Here is a 19312-nt window from a genome sequence, read left to right as displayed (position 1 = left end):
TTGGAGCCGTGATGAAAAGCAAAACCATCCGCCGCTGGTCCTTCCTCCACACCTGGACCAGCCTGATCTGCACCGTATTCCTCCTGCTGCTCGCCCTCACTGGCCTGCCGCTGGTGTTTCACCATGAGATCGACCATCTGCTGGGCAACGAGCCCACGCTGGCACAGATGCCTGCCGATACGCCGCAGCTCAACCTGGAGCAGCTTGTCGCCAAAGCAGAGGCCCATCGACCCGGCGAAGCCATGCAATACCTGGCCTGGGACGAGGACGATCAGAACGGCGTGATCGCGATCATGGCCGCCACCGCCGGCACCGAGCCCAATTCGTCCCACACCTTCATGCTCGACGCGCGCACTGGCGATGCGGTGGAAATGCCCTCGGCCAATGGCGGTTTCACGCTGTTCCTGCTGCGCCTGCATGTGGATATGTTCGCCGGGTTGCCCGGCAAGTTGCTGCTGGCGTTCATGGGCGTGTTGTTTGTGCTGGCGATCATCTCCGGCACGGTGTTGTACCTGCCGTTCATGCGTCGCTTGAAGTTCGCCACCGTGCGCCAGGACAAATCCACACGCCTGCGCTGGCTCGACCTGCACAACCTGATTGGCGTGGTCACCCTGACCTGGGCGCTGGTGGTGGGCGTGACCGGCGTGATCAGCGCCTGCGCCGACCTGATCATCGCCGCCTGGCGCCAGGACAGCCTCAACGCCTTGATCGAACCCTACAAGAACGCTCCGCCGCTGACCCTGCGTGCGCCTGCAACGGAACTGCTGACCATCGCCGCCAAGGCCGCCCCTGGCATGCGGCCGGACTTTATCGCCTTCCCCGGCACGCGCTTTTCCAGCGAGCACCATTACGCGGTGTTCATGAAGGGCAGTACGCACCTGACCTCGCACCTGCTCACGCCGGTGCTGATCGACGCCAATACCCTGGCCGTCACCGCCATCGCCGAACGCCCGTGGTACATGGACGCCATGGGCATGTCCCAGCCGCTGCACTTCGGTGATTACGGCGGCATGCCGATGAAGATCCTGTGGGCGGTGCTGGATGTGTTGACCATCGTGGTGCTGATCAGCGGGATTTACCTGTGGATCGTGCGACGCAAGGCAGGCAAGGCATGAAGCCGCGTCAGTCGAATTTCTGGAAGGTGTTTGGCCTTCCGCTGGGGATTGGCCTGCTCAGCGCCGCCGGGTTGTTTGCGGCGCTGCTGGGGGATGGGCTGTGGGATTCGTTGAGTTGGCTCGGGCTGGGCATACCTGCCGCCATAGGTGCGTGGGGGTTGTTCAAGCGGCGCGACTGAGGGCCTTATCGGGGGGAAAGCCCCCTCCCACATTCTGATTTGTGAACACGTTCAAGTGTGGGAGGGGGCTTGCCCCGATGAGACCCATAAAAACCCCCACAATCCCCCTCGCCAGCCACCGCGCAACCCTCTAGGCTAGCCCCAGCCTATTCAGAGGAATGCCCATGTCCGCTCCCAGCATGACCTTGTTTCATAACCCGGCTTCACCCTTCGTGCGTAAAGTCCGCGTGCTGCTGATCGAAACCGGCCAGCAGGATCGCGTCGCCCTGCAAGGGTGCATGCCGACCCCGGTTAACCCGGATGCTCAGGTGGTGCAAGGCAACCCCGTGGGCAAAATCCCGGCCCTGCGCCTGGCGGACGGCACGGTATTACACGACAGCCGGGTGATCCTCGATTACCTGGATCACCAGCATGTAGGCAACCCGCTGATCCCCCGTGATGGCTCGGCCCGCTGGCGCCGCCTGACCCTGGCGTCGATGGCCGACGGCATCATGGATGCCGCCGTGCTGGTGCGCTACGAAACCACCCTGCGCCCGGTAGAAAAACACTGGACTCCGTGGCTCGACGAGCAGCGTAACAAGATCCGTCGCGCCCTTGCCGAATTGGAGCAGGACGCGATTGCCGAACTGACCAGCCACTTCGACATCGCCGCCATCAGCGTGGCCTGCGCCTTGGGTTATCTGGACTTTCGCCATCCGGACATGCAGTGGCGGTTGGATAATCCCAAGCTAGCTGCGTGGTACGCCGAGGTCAGCCAGCGGCCGTCGATGCAGCAGACCCAACCACCCATGTGAGGTTTCGTGGCGAGGGAGCTTGCTCCCGCTGGACTGCGCAGCAGTCCCCTTCTTGAGGGCCGCTTCGCACCCCAGCGGGAGCAAGCTCGCTCGCCACAAAAAATAGCCGGTCAATCCGTGACACCAATGTTGCCTTCATTTGCTGATCCTCGCGCAACCCGATCATTGCACTGCCTCCAGATCAAACACCAACGGCTCAACCTCCTTGCGCTTGCCCACGCCATACCAGTCCAGCTTACGCGTCAGCACCATCACCGTACCCAGCAGACCGAACAGCAACAACGACCCCATCAGCAGCGCGTAATCCTCGGCGCTCAACAGTCCGTACAACAAGCCATACAACGCCGCCAACCCCGCCGAAAACCCCAGGCCATGGACGACGCTGCGCAGCACGTGGCACACATAAAAGCCGATCAACATCACACAGGCACTCGCCGAGATCAGGTACGCCAGGGCAAAGCCCAAGTGCTCGGACAGCGACAACAGCAGCAGGTAGAAGAACGCCAGCGCCACGCCCACCAAGGCGTATTGAATCGGGTGCACCGCCAGGCTCTTGAGCACTTCGAACAGGAAGAAGCCGGCAAAGGTCAGGGCGATAAACAGCAGTGCGTATTTGATCGCACGGTCGCTCTTGAGGTACTGGTCCACCGGGTCGATGAAGTTCACGCCGAAGCTGCGGCTGTTGAAGTCCTCGCAGCTGTTTTCGGACAGGCAACCGCGCAGGGCTTCTTCAAGGTTGGTGGAGAAGAACGAGGTCTGCCAGTTGGCGGTAAAACCTTGGTCGGTAACCTCGCGCTGAGCCGGCAGGAAGTTGCCGATAAAGCTCGGGTGCGGCCAATTGGAGGCCAGCGACACCTGGCTGGTCTTGCCCACCGGCACCACTTGCAGTTGTTCGGTGCCTTGCAGGCGCAGGTCAAAGGCGAAGTCCATGGCGGCCGGTTTCTTGTTGTCCTGCGCCGGCAGTTCGACGTGTACACCCTCGCCCAGCCAGCCCACCTGGCTGCCCGGCGAGAACTCCAGGCGCTGGCTGCCCAGTTCCAGTTTCAGTGCGTTTTCGATGCCGCGAATATCGCTGATGCCCACCGCCAGAAACGCCGGTTCAAAACGGTAATCGGCATAGTTCTCGGTAATGCCCCACTGCTCCGGCAGCACAAAACGCCCGCTGATGCGGTTGTCGGCATGGAACAGTCGCGCCTGGTAAATGCCCCGTGCGCGCAGTTCGGTCTGCACCTTGCCATCGAGCTCAAAACGCTCCGGCAGGAAGTACAAACGACCACGCACTTCACGGGTTTCTTCGTAGCGCTTGTTGAGTTTTTCATTGAGCTTCCACTCGCGCACGGTTTTGCGATACGGCACCACCATCACCGGGCCGGTGAGGCGCTGGGCGTAGCTGGAGCTGCGGGCGATGTCCATCAGTACGCCGTCGCGCAGTTGCTGGCGGTCGCTGATGATGCCGTTGATCATCAGCAACGGAATCAGCAACAGCAGAATCAGCAGCGCAATCGCGCCAAGTTTGAAAAGCAGGCTGCGGTTCATGGGTCTCTCCCTGTTTTGATGGAGGGAGAGTGGGCCGCGTGTGTGGGGGTTTTATGTGGGCAATGTGGAGACTGTGTGGAGATGCAGTTCCACGCGCACGCCGCCGGGGACGTTACCGATCTGCAATGCGCCACCGTGGAGCTTCATCACTTCCTCGACAAAGTTCAGACCCAGGCCCGTGCTTTTTCGTCCGCTGGCCGGGCGTGGCAGCGAATAAAAGCGTTCGCTCAGACGCGGCAAGGCGTAGTCGGGAATCGGCGCAGCCTGGTTGAACAGGCTCACCTGCACTGCGTTGTGGTGCGTCTGCGCCGCGAATTTCAACAGGCCGCCCGGCGGTGTGAAATCCAACGCGTTCTCCAGCAGATTGCCCAGCGCCTGGCGCAGCAGAAAGGGCTCGCCGAACACCTTCACATCCGCCGCGATCGTCTGCTCCACTCGCAAGCCGGCGCTTTCGATCCGTGCACATTGGGCCTTGAGCACTTCGTCGACCAAGGCCGCCAGCGCGATACTTGCCTGCTCCTCCAGGCCCTGGCGTTGTTCCACTTGCGCCAGGTTCAGCAGGCGCTCGATCAACTGTTGCAGGCGTGCGCTTTCGCTGTCGATATTGCCGACAAAACGCTGCTGCTGCTCGCGGGTCATGTCGCCCTGCAACAATTCCGCCGCACCGCGAATCGCCGCCAGCGGGCTTTTCAATTCATGGGTCAGGGTGTGCACGTAATGCTCGACGTAGGCCTTGCCCTCCAGTTGCGTGCGCATGTGCTCCACGGCGGTGGATAACTGCTTCAACTCGCCGCCACGGTAGTGAGGCAACTCGGCGCGCCGCCCTTCACTGACCGCCTCGGCATAGGCCGTCAGCCGCCGTAGCGCGACGCTCAACCACCACGACAACAGCGCGCCCAGCAGCAGGCCCAGGATGACCAAACCGGCGCCGTACCACAGCAGGCGCCGCTCGGTGCGATCCACGTAAGGCTGCAATGAGCTATTGGGTTTGGCCACGGTGACCACGCCGATGATCTGCCCGTTGTCGCGGATCGGCGCGCCCACGTGCATCACCGATGACGTGGCGTCATCCACATCACTGCGGGTGGAACGGGCGCCGTATTCGCCGCGCAGGGTGAGGTAGACATCGTTCCATTTGGAGTAGTCCTGGCCCACCGCCTGGCCCGTGGAGTCGAGCAACACGATGCCCTTGGCGTCGGTGACGTAGATGCGGTGGTTGACTTGGTTTTTCGGCAGGCCCCAGATGGTCGCGCCCGGCTGGCGGTTGCCGTAGGCCTTGAGCAGTTCCTGCCAGTGGCTTTGGCCAAGGGTGCGGTTTTTCACGTCGTCGCGCAGGATCTCGGCCAACAGGTTGGCGGTGTCCACCAGGGTTTCTTCGGTGGACTGGCGGACGCCGGGGCGGATTTCCTTCATGACGGTGCTGAGCACAAAGTAACCGGTAAGGCCGATAAACAGCGCGTACACCAGGAAAATCCGCAGCCCCAGGCGCATCAGCTGTTGCTCGGGCTGTAGCTGTAGCCCAGGCCGCGATGGGTCTGGATCGGCTCGGCCTGCGCCGCCACGCTACGCAGTTTGCTGCGCAGGCTTTTGATATGGCTGTCGATATTGCGCTCGTAGCCGGCATCCGCCGGTACACCCACCGCATCGAGCAACTGCTCGCGGCTGAACACCCGCTCGGGTTGCTCCAGCAGGCTTTGCAGCAGGCGGAACTCATGGCGCGTGAGGTTCAGGGGCTGGCCGCGATAGTGGATCTGCATGCGTTCCAGATCCACCTGGAACACTGGCGGTGCAACGCCAGGGCCGACCCGCTTGAGGATCGCCTTGACCCGCGCCGCCACTTCCCGAGGGCTGAACGGCTTGACCACATAATCGTCAGCGCCGATTTCCAGCCCCACCACGCGGTCGATTTCGCCATCGCGGGCGCTGAGGAACATCACCGGCACTTCGGTGAAACGGCGCAATTGCTTGCAGGTTTCAAACCCGCTGATGTCGGGCAGGCCGATGTCGAGGATGATCAGGTCGGCGGGGCTCTGGCGCTGATGGGCCAACGCCTCCTGGCCGAGACTCAGCCAGGTGGTGGTGAAACCCTCGCCTTGCAGGGCGAATATCAGCGTGTCGGCTATCGCCGCTTCGTCTTCGACAATCAGGATGTGGGGCATTTGGGTCTGTCAGCAGTCCGGTTTGTCGGCAGTGTACCGACGGGCCGGGTTTACCGCTGCGCCAAATTCACGCAGGGCCTTGGCGCCGATCAGCAACGGGTAGTTGAAGCTGCTGCGGTCGGTAAGGTTGACCTCGACGGTGCGCTTGACGTCGCCCAGGCACATTTCCAGATCGATCACCGGACGCTTGGCCACGCTGGCTTCGTCCTTGTCGTCGTCTTCGTCGGCGCGGCTCTTGATCTTGCTGATGCGCGAGACTTTGTGTTCGTAGACTTTGTTGGAAGCGTCCTTGCCGCCGAGGCGGAAGCGCACCCAATCGTCGCCATCACGGGTGAAGGTTTCGATGTCGCGGGCCGACAGCGAGGCGGTCAGCGCGCCGGTGTCCATCTTGGCCTTGAAGGTTTCGCCGATCTCCGGCAACTGGATGTATTCGTAGCGACCGTAAAGAGTCGGCTCGGCGGCCATGACGGGCAGCGCAACGAGGGCAAGCAAGGCAAGGATAGATTTCACGTAGGTGGTTTCCTTGAATTAAGTAGGCGGATTCTAGACCGCAAAAGTGACTGTTAGTTAGTCTTCCTACCGTACCCGGTGCCTTGTGAAACATTCGTCAGGCGTTTTGCGATTTGGCCTCTAGACTCAGCTCTCTTATCATGGCCCGCCCACAAGATCCTAAGAGTTGCTTATGCGCCGCCTGCTCACCGGCTGTCTGGTCACCCTGCTGCTGTTACTCAATACGCTGATCCTGATCGGCCCCTTGCTGGTGTTCGCCCTGCTCAAGCTGGTGGCTCCGGGGCGCTCACGTGATTACATGTCGTGGGCGGTGATGTGGATCGCCGAGACCTGGGCCGAGATCGACAAGCTGATCTTCGCACGCTGCATCCCCACCCAATGGGACATTCGCGGCGGCGACGACTTGCGCAGTGACACCTCGTATCTGGTCATCAGCAACCACCAATCCTGGGTGGATATTCCGGCGCTAATCCAGGCGCTTAACCGGCGTACGCCGTTCTTCAAGTTCTTCCTGAAAAAAGAATTGATCTGGGTGCCCTTCCTGGGCCTCGCCTGGTGGGCGCTGGATTACCCGTTCATGAAGCGCTACAGCAAGGCATTCCTGGCCAAGCATCCGGAACTGGCGGGGCAGGATCTTAAAATCACCAAAGAGGCCTGCGAGCTGTTCAAGCGCCAGCCGGTGACGGTGGTCAATTACCTGGAAGGTACGCGGTTCACCGAGGCCAAGCGCACGCAGCAGGGTTCACCCTTCACGCGGTTGCTCAAGCCCAAGGCGGGCGGCGTGGCGTTTGTGCTGGCGGCGATGGGTGAACAACTGGACGCGATCCTCGACGTCACGGTGGTCTATCCGCAGCAGAAGATTCCGGGGTTCTGGGACTTGATCAGCGGCGCAGTGCCGAAGGTGATCATTGATATCCGTACCCGTGAGCTGGACCCGGCGTTGTGGCAGGGGGATTACGAGAACGATCCGGCGTTTCGCCAGACCGTCCAGAACTGGGTCAACCAGCTCTGGAAGGAGAAGGACGCGCGCATCGGGCAACTGCGCGCGGAATCGACTTAGCTGCCGGTGCCCCAGGCCTCGGCCAGCTTGCCCAGCACGGAACTGCTGGCACCCTGGCCGCCCAGGTACTGCAGGATCACCGGGGCGAATTGACCGATCATGCCACTGTCCATGCCCAGCGCGCTGAACGCGGTGTTGAGGTCGTTGGTGCTCTTCACATTACCCAGCAGGCCGTCCAGGCCGCTGGTCTTGCTGCCGCCGGTCTGGCCGAGCATCCCGCTCAAGGCACCGAGGCTGCCCAGGGCATTGTTGCCCGATAGCTGATCCAGGCCAGGCACGCTGCTGCCCAACTGCGAGTAATCGTTGCCGCTCAGTTTATTCTTGGCCAGGCCCAGCATGGCGCCAGTACCGCCAACGGCTTGTTCGGGGGTGATATTGAGTTGCGAGGTCAGGGCGCTCAGCAGGCCGGCCGTCTCGGAAGACGGCGCGGCGGCAGCGGCTTTGTTGCTGCCGCCCTGCATACCGGAAATGGCATTGGCCGCGTCGCCGAGGCTGAAGCCTGCGGCAAACACCGGGGTTGCCGCCAGGGTCATCAGACAGGAAAGGGCGAAACCGCGTGAAATCTTCATTGAAACAACCTCTGGATATAGGTGCGAAAGCAGGCGTTTGACTGGGTATTCCGGAGGATTGTTCCCATGCCCGCATCCGAATCGCCCTACCCTACGTATAGGCTTCATACCCCGCCCGGAGCAGGATGGAATGAATGCCCAAGCTGGACTAACCTCTGCCTACCGTGCGCAGTCCCGTCGCCCTCGAAAGAGAGCCTGGAGAAGCCCTATTACCCTCACCGATGCTGACCCGTTGCGGCCCCTGCTGGCCCAATGCGCCTTGGGCAATCGCCAAGCGTTCGAAACGCTCTATCGCACTGTATCGCCACGTCTGCACGGCGTGGCCATGCGCTTCATGGGCCGCCAGGACCTGGCTGAAGAGGTGCTGCAGGAAGCCTTCATACGCATCTGGTACAACGCCTCGCGTTACGAAGCCCACTTGGCTGCGCCGATGACCTGGATGATCAACATCACCCGCAACCTGGCCATCGACCAACTGCGTAAACGCCGCGAACAGCCCCTGGCCGACGGTCAAGAAGACGCCTTGCTCGACGAAAGCCCCAGCGCCCACGACCTGCTCGACAGCGAACGCGACGCCCGCGCCCTCAACCGCTGCCTCGACACCCTCGACGGCATGCAGCGTCAATCGATCACGGCGGCGTACTTCCAGGGCCTGTCGTGCTCGGAGTTGGCCGAACACTTGGCCGCGCCGCTGGGCTCGGTCAAATCCTGGATTCGCCGCGGCATGGAACGCCTGCGCAGGTGCCTCGAATCATGAACTACCAAACCACAGCCCTGCGCCGCGCCCTGGCCGCCGACTACGCCATCGGCCTGATGCCCGCCACCGCCCGTCGGCGTTTTGATGCCCTCTTGCTGGACGATGCCGCATTGCGCGTCGAACTGGGTCATTGGCAGCAAACGCTTGCCAGCCTGACCGGCGGCCTGCCCGAGCGGCCGGTGCCTGAGCATGTATGGGCAGCCATCAACGCGCGGATCGAGCCGCAAGTGCTGCATGTGCCGGCGCAGAAACCGTTCTGGATGAACCTGCGCCTGTTGGCGGCAGCCTTTGGGGTCGTGCTCGCGGTGCTGGTCGGCCTGCTTTACCAGCGCGACACATCCGTGGAATACAACGCCACGCTGGTCGCCGCCGACCAGCAACCGGCGCTGCACATCCAGGCGTTTAGCGACCACCTGCAAATCGAACCGCTGGCCTTGGCTGCGGTAGAGCCGACGCGAGACCTGGAGCTGTGGGTCATCCCGCCCGGTGGCAAACCCATCTCACTGGGGCTGGTACCGGCTGCCGGCAAGGGTCGAATCCAGTTGAGCAAGGAACAGCAAGCGCTGCTGACAGCGCCGCTGACCCTGGCCGTGAGCCTGGAGCCTCGGGGTGGCTCGCCGACCGGTCAACCAACCGGGCCGGTGCTGTATCAAGGCCAATTGGCATCACTGTGAGCTGAACCGGGGCCAGGAACCCATCGCGCCCATCGGGGTCAATGACAAGTGTGAAAGCCCTGTCAGGAAAATCTCAATGAGCGCGACACGTCCCACAGTGATTGAACAGAAGCCCCCATTCTGGAACCGCCCCCGCCTGCTTATCGGCGTCTGCGTGGCCCTCCTCAGCGGCCTCGGCGGCGCACTCTACACTCAAGACAACGTCCAATCCGCCGCCACCCTGGTGACCACCACCCAGCAACCGGCTGCGCAAATCAGGGCGCATAAGGATTACCTCGAAGTCGAACCCATCGCCGCCACTGCCCCGGCACCCGACCAAAGCCTGGAGCTGTGGGCCATGCCCGAAGGTGGCCAGCCGGTTTCGCTGGGGCTGTTGCCGGAGGATGGCCAAGGCATCATCGGCTTGAACCCGCGCCAGCAGGCGAGCATCAGCCAGCCGGTGGAATTGATGGTGAGTGCGGAAACCAAAGGCGGTTCGCTGAGTAAGCAACCGACAGGCCCGACGGTGTACCAGGGCGCACTGGCTATTCGCTGATAGCGTAAAACCCGTGTGGGAGGGGGCTTGCCCCCGATGGCGGAGTGTCAGGCAGCCTATGTGTGCTGACCCACCGTCATCGGGAGCAAGCTCCCTCCCACATTTGATCTTCATCAGCTGATGGGATCGTAGGCATGCGCCTGGACTTAAGTAGTCCATTTCCGAAACGTTAAAACCGCCCCTGCATGCGTCTTACCTCGCTTGTAGCGCCTTCTTATAGTCGTGCGCCACAGTCCTGGAGGTACACGTTATGCAGGGAGCCTATGCATTTATCAATGAACGGCCGCAGCCTTATCCGTTACTCAAACTGAGCCTCTCGCTCAACCCCAATACCCAAACCAAGTTCGACATCCTCAACCAGCACATTCGCAACACCGTCGTGCTGCCTGGGCAATTAGTCATTATCGGGGACAGCCGAACCGCCGCTTGTACCGCTGAAGAAGCTCGCTTGATGCAATCAGCCGCTAACATCAAACATGCTTTATTGGCTCACTCCGCCACTGATCAATTTCTGATCAAAAACTACGATCAGTTGCAGGCCATCATGTCCCATGCGTCTTTGGGCATCGGCAGCGTGAGCAGTGCTTGGAGCAAGCACCTGACGCACGTCGAGCAGACGCTCAAGGAAATCGATGAGTTGCATAAGCAGTTCCTGAGGAGCGGTACCGTGAATGCGAGAAATGAATTTCTGGTTAAGCGCAGGGCTTTGTTTGCGAAGCTGGATGGTCAACTTTCAGGATTGGCACGGTTGGGGACGGGCTTGAAAAACGAAGGTTCGATTAAAAAAATGCTGGGAATTTCCAGTAAGAGTTATTGGCACTACGGGGAGATTCGCGGGTACGAGGAGACGATCAAGCGGGTAGCCAGGGCCTCGGAGATGTTGAAAAAAGGCACTTATATCGGGATCGCCCTGGATATTGGAGCGACTACGCTGGAGATAGCGGAGGCTTGCTCCACCGGGCGCGAGCAAGAATGTACGCAAGCGAAGTATGTTGAAGGAGGCAAATTGGTGTTTGCCGTTGGCGGTGCATACGCAGGAGGTAACATTGGCGCGGCTATCGGGATCGGTGCCTGCATGCTTGTTTTTGGCATACCTACAGCCGGCGCCGGGGCGCTGGCCTGCGCAATCGTAGGAGGCGCTGCAGGAGGGTTTGCCCTAGGCTCCGCCGCGAGCGACGTAGATAAAGAAGCGGGCACCTTTCTCTACAAAACCTGGGGAGACTGAATGGACCCCGTATCTATTGGCATGTTGTCAGGAGCCATCATGCTACTCAGCCTCCCGCTCAACTTTTATGTCATGTTCGATAAGCTCGATGCAGCAGAACACTATCTGCGATACAGCGCATACATCGTGGGGAATCGACTTACTCTGCGCCGTTTGCCCTTTGAGGGTAGACACGTGCGCCTCTATGTCGTGGCCACGGTTATTCTTCTGCCAAAACTTTTTCAGTGGAGAAACCTGATACTCACGGAGGATGTTGAAAAGATCCCGAGACGCCTCAGATACTGGATGGTTATACCCTCACTTATTACCCATCTATCAGCCCTGACGATGTTTATCAGTTGGCTGTTAATAAAAGCCTGATCTCCACAAAAGGTAGGTGCAAGCCTAATTCTTCGTAGTCCATTTCCGAAACACTCCCAACATCTCGGCCAGCTTCTTACACCCGCTTTGGCATCTTCATATAGTCGTGCGCCACAGTCCTGGAGGTGCACGTTATGCAGGGAGCCTATGCATTTATCAATGAACGGCCGCAGCCTTATCCGTTGCTCAAACTGAGCCTCTCGCTCAACCCCAATACCCAAACCAAGTTCGACATCCTCAACCAGCACATTCGCAACACCGTCGTGCTGCCTGGGCAATTGGTCATTATCGGGGACAGCCGAACCGCTGCTTGTACCGCTGAAGAAGCTCGCTTGATGCAATCAGCCGCTAACATCAAACATGCTTTGTTGGCACACTCCGCCACTGATCAATTCCTGATCAAAAACTACGATCAGTTACAGGCCATCATGTCCCATGCGTCTTTGGGCATCGGTAGCGTGAGCAGTGCTTGGAGCAAGCACCTGACGCACGTCGAGCAGACGCTCAAGGAAATCGATGAGTTGCATAAGCAGTACCTGAGGAGCGGTACCGTGAGTGCGAGAAATGAATTTCTGGCTAAGCGCAGGGCTTTGTTTGCGAAGCTGGATGGTCAACTTTCAGGATTGGCACGGTTGGGGACGGGCTTGAAAAACGAAGGTTCGATTAAAAAATGCTGGGAATTTCCAGTAAGAGTTATTGGCACTACGGGGAGATTCGCGGGTACGAGGAGACGATCAAGCGGGTAGCCAGGGCGTCGCAGATATTGAAGAAAGGCACTTATATTGGTCTTGCGATGGATGTGGGGTCGACGGCGATGGAGATAGCGGAGGCGTGTTCCACCGGGCGTGAGCAAGAATGTACACGGGCGAAATATGTTGAAGGCTCAAAGTTGGTGGGCAGTGTTGGCGGCGCATCTGCGGGTGGAACACTTGGACCTCTTGTCGGTATCGCCGCCTGCGCGATTGTTTTTGGCATACCAACGGCTGGCGCCGGAGCTTTGGTTTGCGCCATCGTCGGCGGTACTGCGGGCGGACTCGCGTTTGGCACGCTCGGAGGCACGGGTGGAGAATGGGTGGGTAACATTCTCTATCAGGCTGTGGAGAATTGAATGAACCAAGAATACTTTGCGGTGGGCTCATTCGCCCTTTTGTTATTGAGCTTCCCGATCATATTTTCTGCCATGTACAAAAAACTTGATGCCGCTGAGCGCTATATGAAATACAGCACTTTTATAGTCGGATGCAGGCACACCTTTCGTCATGCGCATTTTGAAGGAAGACCCCAACGCGTATTCGCTATGGCAACCGTTATTCTCATCCCCAAAATATTTCAATGGAGGGGGATGGTACTTGTTGAGGACGTTGAGAAAATACCACCTCGCCTCAAGTATTGGATGGTCATACCAACACTCGTTACTTGCCTCGCCCTTATAGGCATCGCCATCACTGGGATGCTTATAGTGGATTGAAATCGTATAAAACAAGGGCGACCCGAGGGTCGCCCTTATCTATCGTTTACGCCGCACTAAACAACTTATGCGGATCAATCACAAACTTCTTCGGCACACCCGCATCGAACTCGCCGTACCCACGCGGCGCGTCATCCAGGCTGATCACCTGCACGCCAACGATCTCGGCGATGTTGATCCGGTCCCACATGATCGCCTGCATCAACTGGCGGTTGTACTTCATCACCGGCGTCTGACCCGTGTGGAAGCTGTGGGACTTGGCCCAGCCCAGGCCAAAACGAATGCTCAGGCTGCCCATTTTGGCGGCGGCGTCGACGGCGCCTGGATCTTCAGTGACGTAGAGGCCAGGGATACCGATCTTGCCCGCTACACGCACCACGCCCATCAGCGAGTTGAGTACGGTGGCCGGGGCTTCGGCCTTGACGCCGTCGTGGCCGTGGCCGCGTGCTTCGAAGCCTACGGCATCGACGGCGCAGTCCACTTCGGGCTCGCCGAGCAGCGCGGCAATCTGCTCGTGCAGCGGTGTGTCGGTGGACAGGTCGGCAATTTCAAAACCCTGCGCCTTGGCGTGGGCAAGACGGATCGGGTTGACGTCGCCGATGATCACCACGGCCGCACCGAGCAAGCGTGCGGAAGCGGCAGCCGCAAGGCCCACGGGACCGGCACCGGCGATGTAGACGGAGCTGCCCGGGCCAACGCCAGCGGTCACGGCGCCGTGATAGCCGGTCGGCAAAATGTCGGAAAGGCACGTCAGGTCGCGGATTTTTTCCATGGCCTTGTCGCGGTCCGGCAGTTTCAGCAGGTTGAAGTCGGCGTACGGCACCAGCACGTATTCGGCTTGACCACCGGTCCAGTCACCCATGTCGACGTAGCCGTAGGCACCGCCCGGACGGGCCGGGTTGACGCTCAGGCACACGCCGGTGTGTTGTTCCTTGCAGGAGCGGCACAGGCCGCAGGCGACGTTGAACGGTACCGAGACCAGGTCGCCGATTTTCAGGTTTTCGACGCCTTTGCCCATTTCGATCACTTCGCCAGTGATCTCGTGACCGAGCACCAGGCCGGTCTGGGCAGTGGTGCGGCCGCGCACCATGTGTTGGTCGGAGCCGCAGATGTTGGTGGAAACCACGCGCAGGATGACGCCGTGCTCAATCTTCCTGCCACGGGGGTCCTGCATTTTGGGATAGTCGATTTTCTGTACTTCGACCTTGCCGTTGCCGAGATACACGACACCACGATTACCAGACATGCTTTCACCTCGCTGTTGTTTTTATGGAACTACGTTGCCCTTGGGGGCAGCGCGTTAAATGCTCGGGTACAGATGCTGTTTCTTGTGTTGTTTGTTGGGCCTCATCGGGGCAAGCCCCCTCCCACATTTGAAGGTATTCACAATTCAAAAGGTGGGAGGGGGCTTGCTCCCGATGGCGTCAGTCAGAGCACCACAGTTCTATTGGCATTCAAGAACACCCGCCGCTCAATGTGATACCCCACTGCCCGCGCCAATGTCAGCCCTTCGATGTCCCGCCCCTTGGCAATCAAATCCTCGGGATAGTGGCTGTGATCCACCACTTCCACGCCTTGGGCGATGATTGGGCCTTCGTCCAGATCGTTATTGATGTAATGCGCCGTGGCGCCCACCAGTTTCACGCCCTTGTTGTACGCCTGGTGGTAAGGCTTGGCGCCCTTGAACCCCGGCAACAACGAGTGGTGAATATTGATGGCCTTGCCATCCAGCTTGCGGCACAGCTCCGGCGACAGCACTTGCATGTAGCGCGCAAGGATCACCAGTTCGGCGCCGGTATCTTCCACCACTTGCCACACTTGACGCTCCTGGGACGGTTTGTCGTTGGGGTCGAGGGGGAAATGGTAGTAGGGAATCTGATGCCAGTCGGCCAAAGGTTTCAGATCGGGGTGGTTGGACACCACCGCGACCACGTCCATCGACAGTTGGCCGATGCGCTGGCGGTACAACAGGTCGTTGAGGCAGTGATCGGCCTTGGAGACCATGATCACCACTTTTGGCCGGTAGTTCGGCGCCGTCAGCTCGAAGATCATGCCAAAGGCTTCACCGCGAGTGGCCAGGCCATCGCGGAAACCCTGCTCGTCGAAGCCGTCGGGCTGGCGGAATTCCACTCGAATAAAAAACCGGCCCGAGAGGCGATCATCGAACGAATGGTGCTCGGTGACGTAGCAACCCTGCTCGAACAGGTAGCGGGTGACCGCGTCCACCGTGCCGAGCACGCTGGGGCAGTCGGCAGTCAAAATCCATGTATCAGGGGCGCGGCTCATGGGTCATTCCTCAGGCTTGAACACTCAGGCCGAATTCGGCAGAGGCGTCCTGCAGCCACAGCCACCAGTAATCCGAGAAACTGCGACGGATCAGCAGTTCCCAAGTGTCTTCAGCCGTGTGGCGGATCACCAGTTGCGACTTGGCGAACACCGTGCCCACTGCCTTGCCCACCGGGAAGTTGTTGGGATGCACGTCGTAGCTGGTGGACTTCATCAGCACGTCGCGCACGTTCGGGCCGCTCAGCTCAAGAATCTGCTGGCCGCCGCTGACGTTGACGATCTGGATATGCAAATCGCCCAGCGCAGCACGCAGGTTTTGCTCGGCGGCGAATTCTTCACCGCTCGGCACGATCAGCAACCACTCATCCGGGCCGAGCCATTGCAGGCTGGTTTCACCTTTGATGATGACTTGCAGGCCGCCGGGCAGTTCGATGCCCAGGGCCTTGTGCACGCCGGCGGCGAAGGCCGCGTCATGGCCGTCGCCACGAATGGTCAGGTGACCGAGGAGCTTCTTTTCACGCACGGTCACGCCGGCGTTCTTGCGGCCCTTGCCGACCAGGCTGGCGAGGTCGGCGTGGTGCAGCGAGGATTCGGCCTTGGCGCCGTTGGTGGGGCGTTGTTGGTAGACATTGGCTGCTGTCATAAAGCACCTGTTCTGAATTCTGTTGTGAGGCTGATGGCCTCATCGGGGGCAAGCCCCCTCCCACAGGGGAATGCATTTCAAAATGTGGGAGGGGGCTTGCCCCCGATGCAGGCAACTCGGTCTATCAGATGTTCTGCCGATCACCCTTAGGGTCAAAGAACACCGAAGACACAATCTCCGCCTCGATCACACTGCCATCCGCCTGCGGTGAGAACACCCGCTCACCGATGCGCTTCAAGCCGCCCTTCACCACGCCCATGGCAAACGAATAACCCAGGGAGTTGTGTGCATAACTTGAGGTGACGTGGCCGACCATCTTCATCGGGATCGTCTGCTTCGGATCGAACACCAACTGCGCGCCTTCCGGCAGCCACACGGTCGGGTCGATCGGCTTCAAGCCCACCAGTTGCTTACGCTCTTCGCGCACGCAGTCTTCACGGTTCATGCCGCGCCAGCCGATCCACGAGAACGGTTTGGTGCGGCCAACGCACCAGCCCATGTTCAGGTCGTCCGGGGTCATCGAGCCGTCGGTGTCCTGGCCGACGATGATGAAGCCCTTCTCGGCCCGCAGGACGTGCATGGTTTCGGTGCCGTACGGGGTCAGGTTGTACTTTTTGCCGGCCTCGACGATTTTTTCCAGCACGCCCATGGCGTAGTCGGCTTGCACGTTGACTTCGTACGACAGCTCACCGGTGAACGAGATACGGAACACCCGCGCTGGAACACCGCCCACCAGGCCTTCTTTCCAGGTCATGAACGGGAAGCCGTCCTTGTCCAGGTCGATGTCGGTCACTTCGCTCAGCAGCTTGCGGCTGTTGGGGCCGGACAGGGTCATGGTTGCCCAGTGGTCGGTGACCGACGTGAAGTACACCTTGAGGTCCGGCCATTCGGTCTGTTGGTAGATTTCCAGCCACTGAAGAACGCGAGCCGCGCCGCCGGTGGTGGTGGTCATCAGGAAGTGGTTGTCGGCGATGCAGGCGGTGACGCCGTCGTCGAAGACCATGCCGTCTTCCTTGCACATCAAGCCGTAGCGCGCCTTGCCCACGTCGAGCTTGGTCCAGGCGTTGCTGTAGATGCGGTTGAGGAACTCGCGGGCATCCGGGCCTTGAATGTCGATCTTGCCGAGGGTCGACGCATCGAGCAGGCCGACGCTGTCGCGCACGGCCAGGCATTCGCGTTTGACGGCGGCGTGCAGGTCTTCACCGTTACGCGGGAAGTACCATGGGCGTTTCCACTGGCCGACGTCTTCAAACTCAGCGCCGTTTTTCACGTGCCAGGCTTGCAGCGCGGTGTAACGCACCGGTTCAAAGATGTGCCCACAGTGACGGCCCGCCACCGCGCCGAAAGTCACCGGCGTGTAGTTGGGACGGAACATGGTGGTGCCCATCTGCGGGATGGTCACGTTCAGCGAGCGGGCGGCGATGGCCAGGCCGTTGACGTTACCCAGCTTGCCCTGGTCGGTGCCGAAGCCCAGCGCGGTGTAGCGTTTGACGTGCTCGACCGACTCGAAACCTTCGCGGGTGGCCAGTTCGATGGCGGCCGCGGTGACGTCGTTTTGCAGGTCGACGAATTGCTTCGGCGCCCGTGCGGTAGGTTTGTCGTGCGGCACTTGGTAGATCGCCAGGGTTGGCTCTTCCAGACGGCTCAGGGCTTTTGGCAGCGTGCCTTCCACCGGAGCGAAACCGGCTTCGCTGGCCGCGCGAACGCCGCCTTCAAAACCGTCCGCCAGGGAATCACCGAGGCCGTAGACGCCGTTGATGCCACCGACACACACACGTTTCTGCGGTGCTTCGCCCGGAACAAAACCGAGGATGTCTTCACGCCAGGTCGGCTTGCCGCCCAGGTGCGAGGCCAAGTGAACCACCGGGCTGTAGCCCCCGGAACTGGCCACCAGGTCGCAGTCCAGCCACTCGCCAGGGCTGCTGACTTTATGTGCCTTGACGTCAATCGCGGCAATCCGTGCAGCGGTCACGCGCTTGGTGCCACGGGCTTCGACCACAGCGCTGCCGGTGAGGATACGAATGCCTTTGGCGCGGGCTTCTTCCACCAGCGCGCCACGTGGGTTGTGGCGCACATCAGCCACGGCAACCACTTGCAGGCCGGCGTCGAGCCAGTCCAGCGCGACGCGGTAGGCGTGGTCGTTGTTGGTCGACAGCACCAGTTTCTTGCCCGGCGCCACGCCGTAGCGACGCACGTAAGTCGAGACCGCACCGGCCAGCATGTTGCCCGGCACGTCGTTGTTGCCGTACACCAGCGGACGTTCGCACGCGCCAGTCGCCAGCACGACACGCTTGGCGCGCACACGGTGGATGCGCTGACGCACCACGCCGATCGGCGCACGGTCACCGAGGTGATCGGTGAGTCGTTCGTGAATGGTCAGGAAGTTATGGTCGTGGTAGCCGTTGACGGTGGCGCGGGGCAGCAGCACCACGTCCGGCAGGGCTTTCAATTCGGCGATGACGCTGGCAACCCATTCAGCGGCTGGCTTGCCGTCGAGGCTTTCACGCGAGTCCAGCAAGGACCCGCCGAACTCTTCCTGCTCATCGGCGATGATCACGCGGGCACCGCTGCGCGCAGCCGCCAGTGCAGCCGCCAGGCCGGCAGGGCCTGCGCCCACGATCAGCACGTCGCAGTGACGGTTGAAGTTGTCGTAGGTGTCCGGGTCGTTCTCGGTTGGCGAGCGGCCAAGGCCTGCTGCCTTACGGATGTACTTCTCGTAGGTCATCCAGAACGATTGCGGGTACATGAAGGTTTTGTAGTAGAAACCCGGCGGCATCAGCTTGCCGCCAACCTTGCCGAGAATGCCCATCACGTCATTGTTGACGTTCGGCCAGCCGTTGGTGCTGGTGGCGACCAGGCCCTGGTACAACGCCTGTTGCGTGGCGCGCACGTTGGGAATTTGCGTGGCTTCGGTGGCGCCGATCTGCAGCACCGCGTTTGGCTCTTCAGCGCCCGCAGCAAAGATGCCGCGAGGACGCGAGTATTTGAAGCTGCGGCCGATGATGTCGACGCCATTGGCCAGCAGGGCTGCGGCCAGGGTGTCGCCTTCAAAGCCTTTGTAGCTCTGGCCGTTAAAGGTAAACGTCAGGACTTTATTACGGTCGATCCGGCCACCGTTGGACAGGCGATTGATCTGGCTCATACCTTCTCTCCAGAGGCCTTGGCGGTGAATTGTGGCTTCTCACCGATCTTGTAGGTTTCAAGAATTTCGTAGGTGACGGTGTCGCGGGTGGCGTTGAAGTACTGACGGCAACCGGCGGCATGGATCCACAGCTCGTGGTGCAGGCCACGGGGGTTATCGCGGAAGAACATGTAGTCGCCCCACTCCGCATCGGTGCAGGCATTCGGGTCCAGCGGGCGCGGGATGTGCGCTTGGCCGGAGGCGTGGAATTCCTCTTCGGAGCGCAGTTCGCCACAGTGAGGACAGAAGATATGCAACATA

At 60.5% G+C, this 19312-nt stretch carries 22 protein-coding genes; 12 read left to right on the top strand and 10 right to left on the bottom strand.

Translation table 11 applies throughout. The annotated features are described in order from the left end of the window. Window positions 1-11: 11 nt before the first annotated feature. From NDJ82_RS20485 to NDJ82_RS20475, 3 genes are all read left to right on the top strand, one after another. Entirely contained in the window at window positions 12-1115 is a 1104-nt protein-coding gene (locus tag NDJ82_RS20485) for a PepSY-associated TM helix domain-containing protein (RefSeq protein WP_250926180.1), read from the top strand. Beyond that, window positions 1112-1294, top strand: a complete 183-nt coding sequence (locus tag NDJ82_RS20480; protein WP_112192604.1) for a hypothetical protein — start codon at window positions 1112-1114, stop codon at window positions 1292-1294. The genes NDJ82_RS20485 and NDJ82_RS20480 overlap by 4 nt, the downstream gene beginning before the upstream one ends. A gap of 164 nt (window positions 1295-1458) precedes the next feature. After that, entirely contained in the window at window positions 1459-2088 is a 630-nt protein-coding gene (locus NDJ82_RS20475) for a glutathione S-transferase (protein ID WP_191946815.1), read from the top strand. Between the two features lie 162 nt (window positions 2089-2250). Here the strand turns inward: NDJ82_RS20475 and creD are convergent, their stop codons facing one another. From creD to rloA2, 4 genes are read right to left on the bottom strand one after another with little or no spacing between them, the layout of a single operon-like run. Next, window positions 2251-3624, bottom strand: a complete 1374-nt coding sequence (gene creD, locus NDJ82_RS20470; protein WP_099585721.1) for a cell envelope integrity protein CreD — start codon at window positions 3622-3624, stop codon at window positions 2251-2253. A 51-nt stretch (window positions 3625-3675) separates the two neighbouring features. Next, entirely contained in the window at window positions 3676-5115 is a 1440-nt protein-coding gene (gene creC, locus NDJ82_RS20465; RefSeq protein ID WP_099585722.1) for a two-component system sensor histidine kinase CreC, read from the bottom strand. Then, a complete protein-coding gene (gene creB / locus NDJ82_RS20460; protein WP_099585723.1) occupies window positions 5115-5783 on the bottom strand; it encodes a two-component system response regulator CreB in 669 nt (222 codons plus the stop codon). Before creB ends, creC begins: the two co-directional genes overlap by 1 nt. Before the next feature lie 9 nt (window positions 5784-5792). Then, window positions 5793-6293 carry a retropepsin-like aspartic peptidase RloA2 gene (gene rloA2 / locus NDJ82_RS20455; RefSeq protein ID WP_099585724.1) on the bottom strand — a complete coding sequence of 167 codons (501 nt, stop codon included), beginning with the start codon at window positions 6291-6293 and terminating at the stop codon, window positions 5793-5795. 172 nt (window positions 6294-6465) lie between these two features. Between rloA2 and yihG the strand changes: the two genes are divergently transcribed. Continuing rightward, window positions 6466-7353, top strand: a complete 888-nt coding sequence (gene yihG, locus NDJ82_RS20450) for a 1-acylglycerol-3-phosphate O-acyltransferase, YihG family (RefSeq protein WP_158878556.1) — start codon at window positions 6466-6468, stop codon at window positions 7351-7353. On the opposite strand, the gene NDJ82_RS20445 is transcribed toward yihG, so the two are convergent. Beyond that, entirely contained in the window at window positions 7350-7922 is a 573-nt protein-coding gene (locus NDJ82_RS20445) for a DUF2780 domain-containing protein (RefSeq protein WP_191946813.1), read from the bottom strand. The genes yihG and NDJ82_RS20445 overlap by 4 nt on opposite strands. Window positions 7923-8052: 130 nt before the next feature. Between NDJ82_RS20445 and NDJ82_RS20440 the strand changes: the two genes are divergently transcribed. The 8 genes from NDJ82_RS20440 to NDJ82_RS20410 all read left to right on the top strand — a co-directional run bounded on the left by NDJ82_RS20440 (window position 8053) and on the right by NDJ82_RS20410 (window position 12941). After that, window positions 8053-8679: a sigma-70 family RNA polymerase sigma factor gene (locus NDJ82_RS20440; protein ID WP_250926179.1), complete on the top strand. Its 627-nt coding sequence runs from the start codon at window positions 8053-8055 to the stop codon at window positions 8677-8679. Beyond that, entirely contained in the window at window positions 8676-9353 is a 678-nt protein-coding gene (locus NDJ82_RS20435) for an anti-sigma factor (protein WP_112192608.1), read from the top strand. The genes NDJ82_RS20440 and NDJ82_RS20435 overlap by 4 nt, the downstream gene beginning before the upstream one ends. Window positions 9354-9429: 76 nt before the next feature. Further along, window positions 9430-9888 carry an anti-sigma factor domain-containing protein gene (locus NDJ82_RS20430; protein ID WP_112192609.1) on the top strand — a complete coding sequence of 153 codons (459 nt, stop codon included), beginning with the start codon at window positions 9430-9432 and terminating at the stop codon, window positions 9886-9888. Between the two features lie 250 nt (window positions 9889-10138). After that, a complete protein-coding gene (locus NDJ82_RS20425; RefSeq protein ID WP_250926178.1) occupies window positions 10139-11113 on the top strand; it encodes a hypothetical protein in 975 nt (324 codons plus the stop codon). Further along, entirely contained in the window at window positions 11114-11473 is a 360-nt protein-coding gene (locus NDJ82_RS20420) for a hypothetical protein (RefSeq protein WP_250926177.1), read from the top strand. 134 nt (window positions 11474-11607) lie between these two features. Beyond that, on the top strand, window positions 11608-12219 hold the full coding sequence (locus tag NDJ82_RS27545) for a hypothetical protein (RefSeq protein WP_352230446.1): 612 nt from the start codon (window positions 11608-11610) through the stop codon (window positions 12217-12219). After that, complete coding sequence (locus NDJ82_RS27540) at window positions 12144-12581, top strand: hypothetical protein (protein WP_352230445.1); 438 nt, start codon at window positions 12144-12146, stop codon at window positions 12579-12581. The genes NDJ82_RS27545 and NDJ82_RS27540 overlap by 76 nt, the downstream gene beginning before the upstream one ends. Next, window positions 12582-12941 carry a hypothetical protein gene (locus NDJ82_RS20410; RefSeq protein ID WP_158878552.1) on the top strand — a complete coding sequence of 120 codons (360 nt, stop codon included), beginning with the start codon at window positions 12582-12584 and terminating at the stop codon, window positions 12939-12941. It abuts the gene before it with no gap. 46 nt (window positions 12942-12987) lie between these two features. Here the strand turns inward: NDJ82_RS20410 and fdhA are convergent, their stop codons facing one another. The 5 genes from fdhA to NDJ82_RS20385 all read right to left on the bottom strand — a co-directional run bounded on the left by fdhA (window position 12988) and on the right by NDJ82_RS20385 (window position 19311). Next, entirely contained in the window at window positions 12988-14187 is a 1200-nt protein-coding gene (gene fdhA / locus NDJ82_RS20405) for a formaldehyde dehydrogenase, glutathione-independent (protein ID WP_099585732.1), read from the bottom strand. Between the two features lie 182 nt (window positions 14188-14369). Next, window positions 14370-15227: a formyltetrahydrofolate deformylase gene (purU, locus tag NDJ82_RS20400; RefSeq protein WP_016977808.1), complete on the bottom strand. Its 858-nt coding sequence runs from the start codon at window positions 15225-15227 to the stop codon at window positions 14370-14372. Window positions 15228-15237: 10 nt separating this feature from the next. Beyond that, entirely contained in the window at window positions 15238-15870 is a 633-nt protein-coding gene (locus NDJ82_RS20395) for a sarcosine oxidase subunit gamma (RefSeq protein WP_250926176.1), read from the bottom strand. Window positions 15871-15994: 124 nt separating this feature from the next. After that, entirely contained in the window at window positions 15995-19012 is a 3018-nt protein-coding gene (locus tag NDJ82_RS20390) for a sarcosine oxidase subunit alpha (RefSeq protein ID WP_250926175.1), read from the bottom strand. Further along, window positions 19009-19311 (bottom strand): sarcosine oxidase subunit delta, encoded by a 303-nt coding sequence (locus tag NDJ82_RS20385; RefSeq protein ID WP_065885450.1) that lies wholly within the window; start codon window positions 19309-19311, stop codon window positions 19009-19011. The genes NDJ82_RS20390 and NDJ82_RS20385 overlap by 4 nt, the downstream gene beginning before the upstream one ends. Between the last annotated feature and the right edge of the window lies 1 nt (window position 19312).

This window comes from Pseudomonas sp. SR18 (assembly GCF_023701505.1).
GTDB classification, from domain to species: Bacteria; Pseudomonadota; Gammaproteobacteria; order Pseudomonadales; family Pseudomonadaceae; genus Aquipseudomonas; species Aquipseudomonas cyclaminis.
This window is presented reverse-complemented; position numbering and strand designations above follow the sequence as displayed.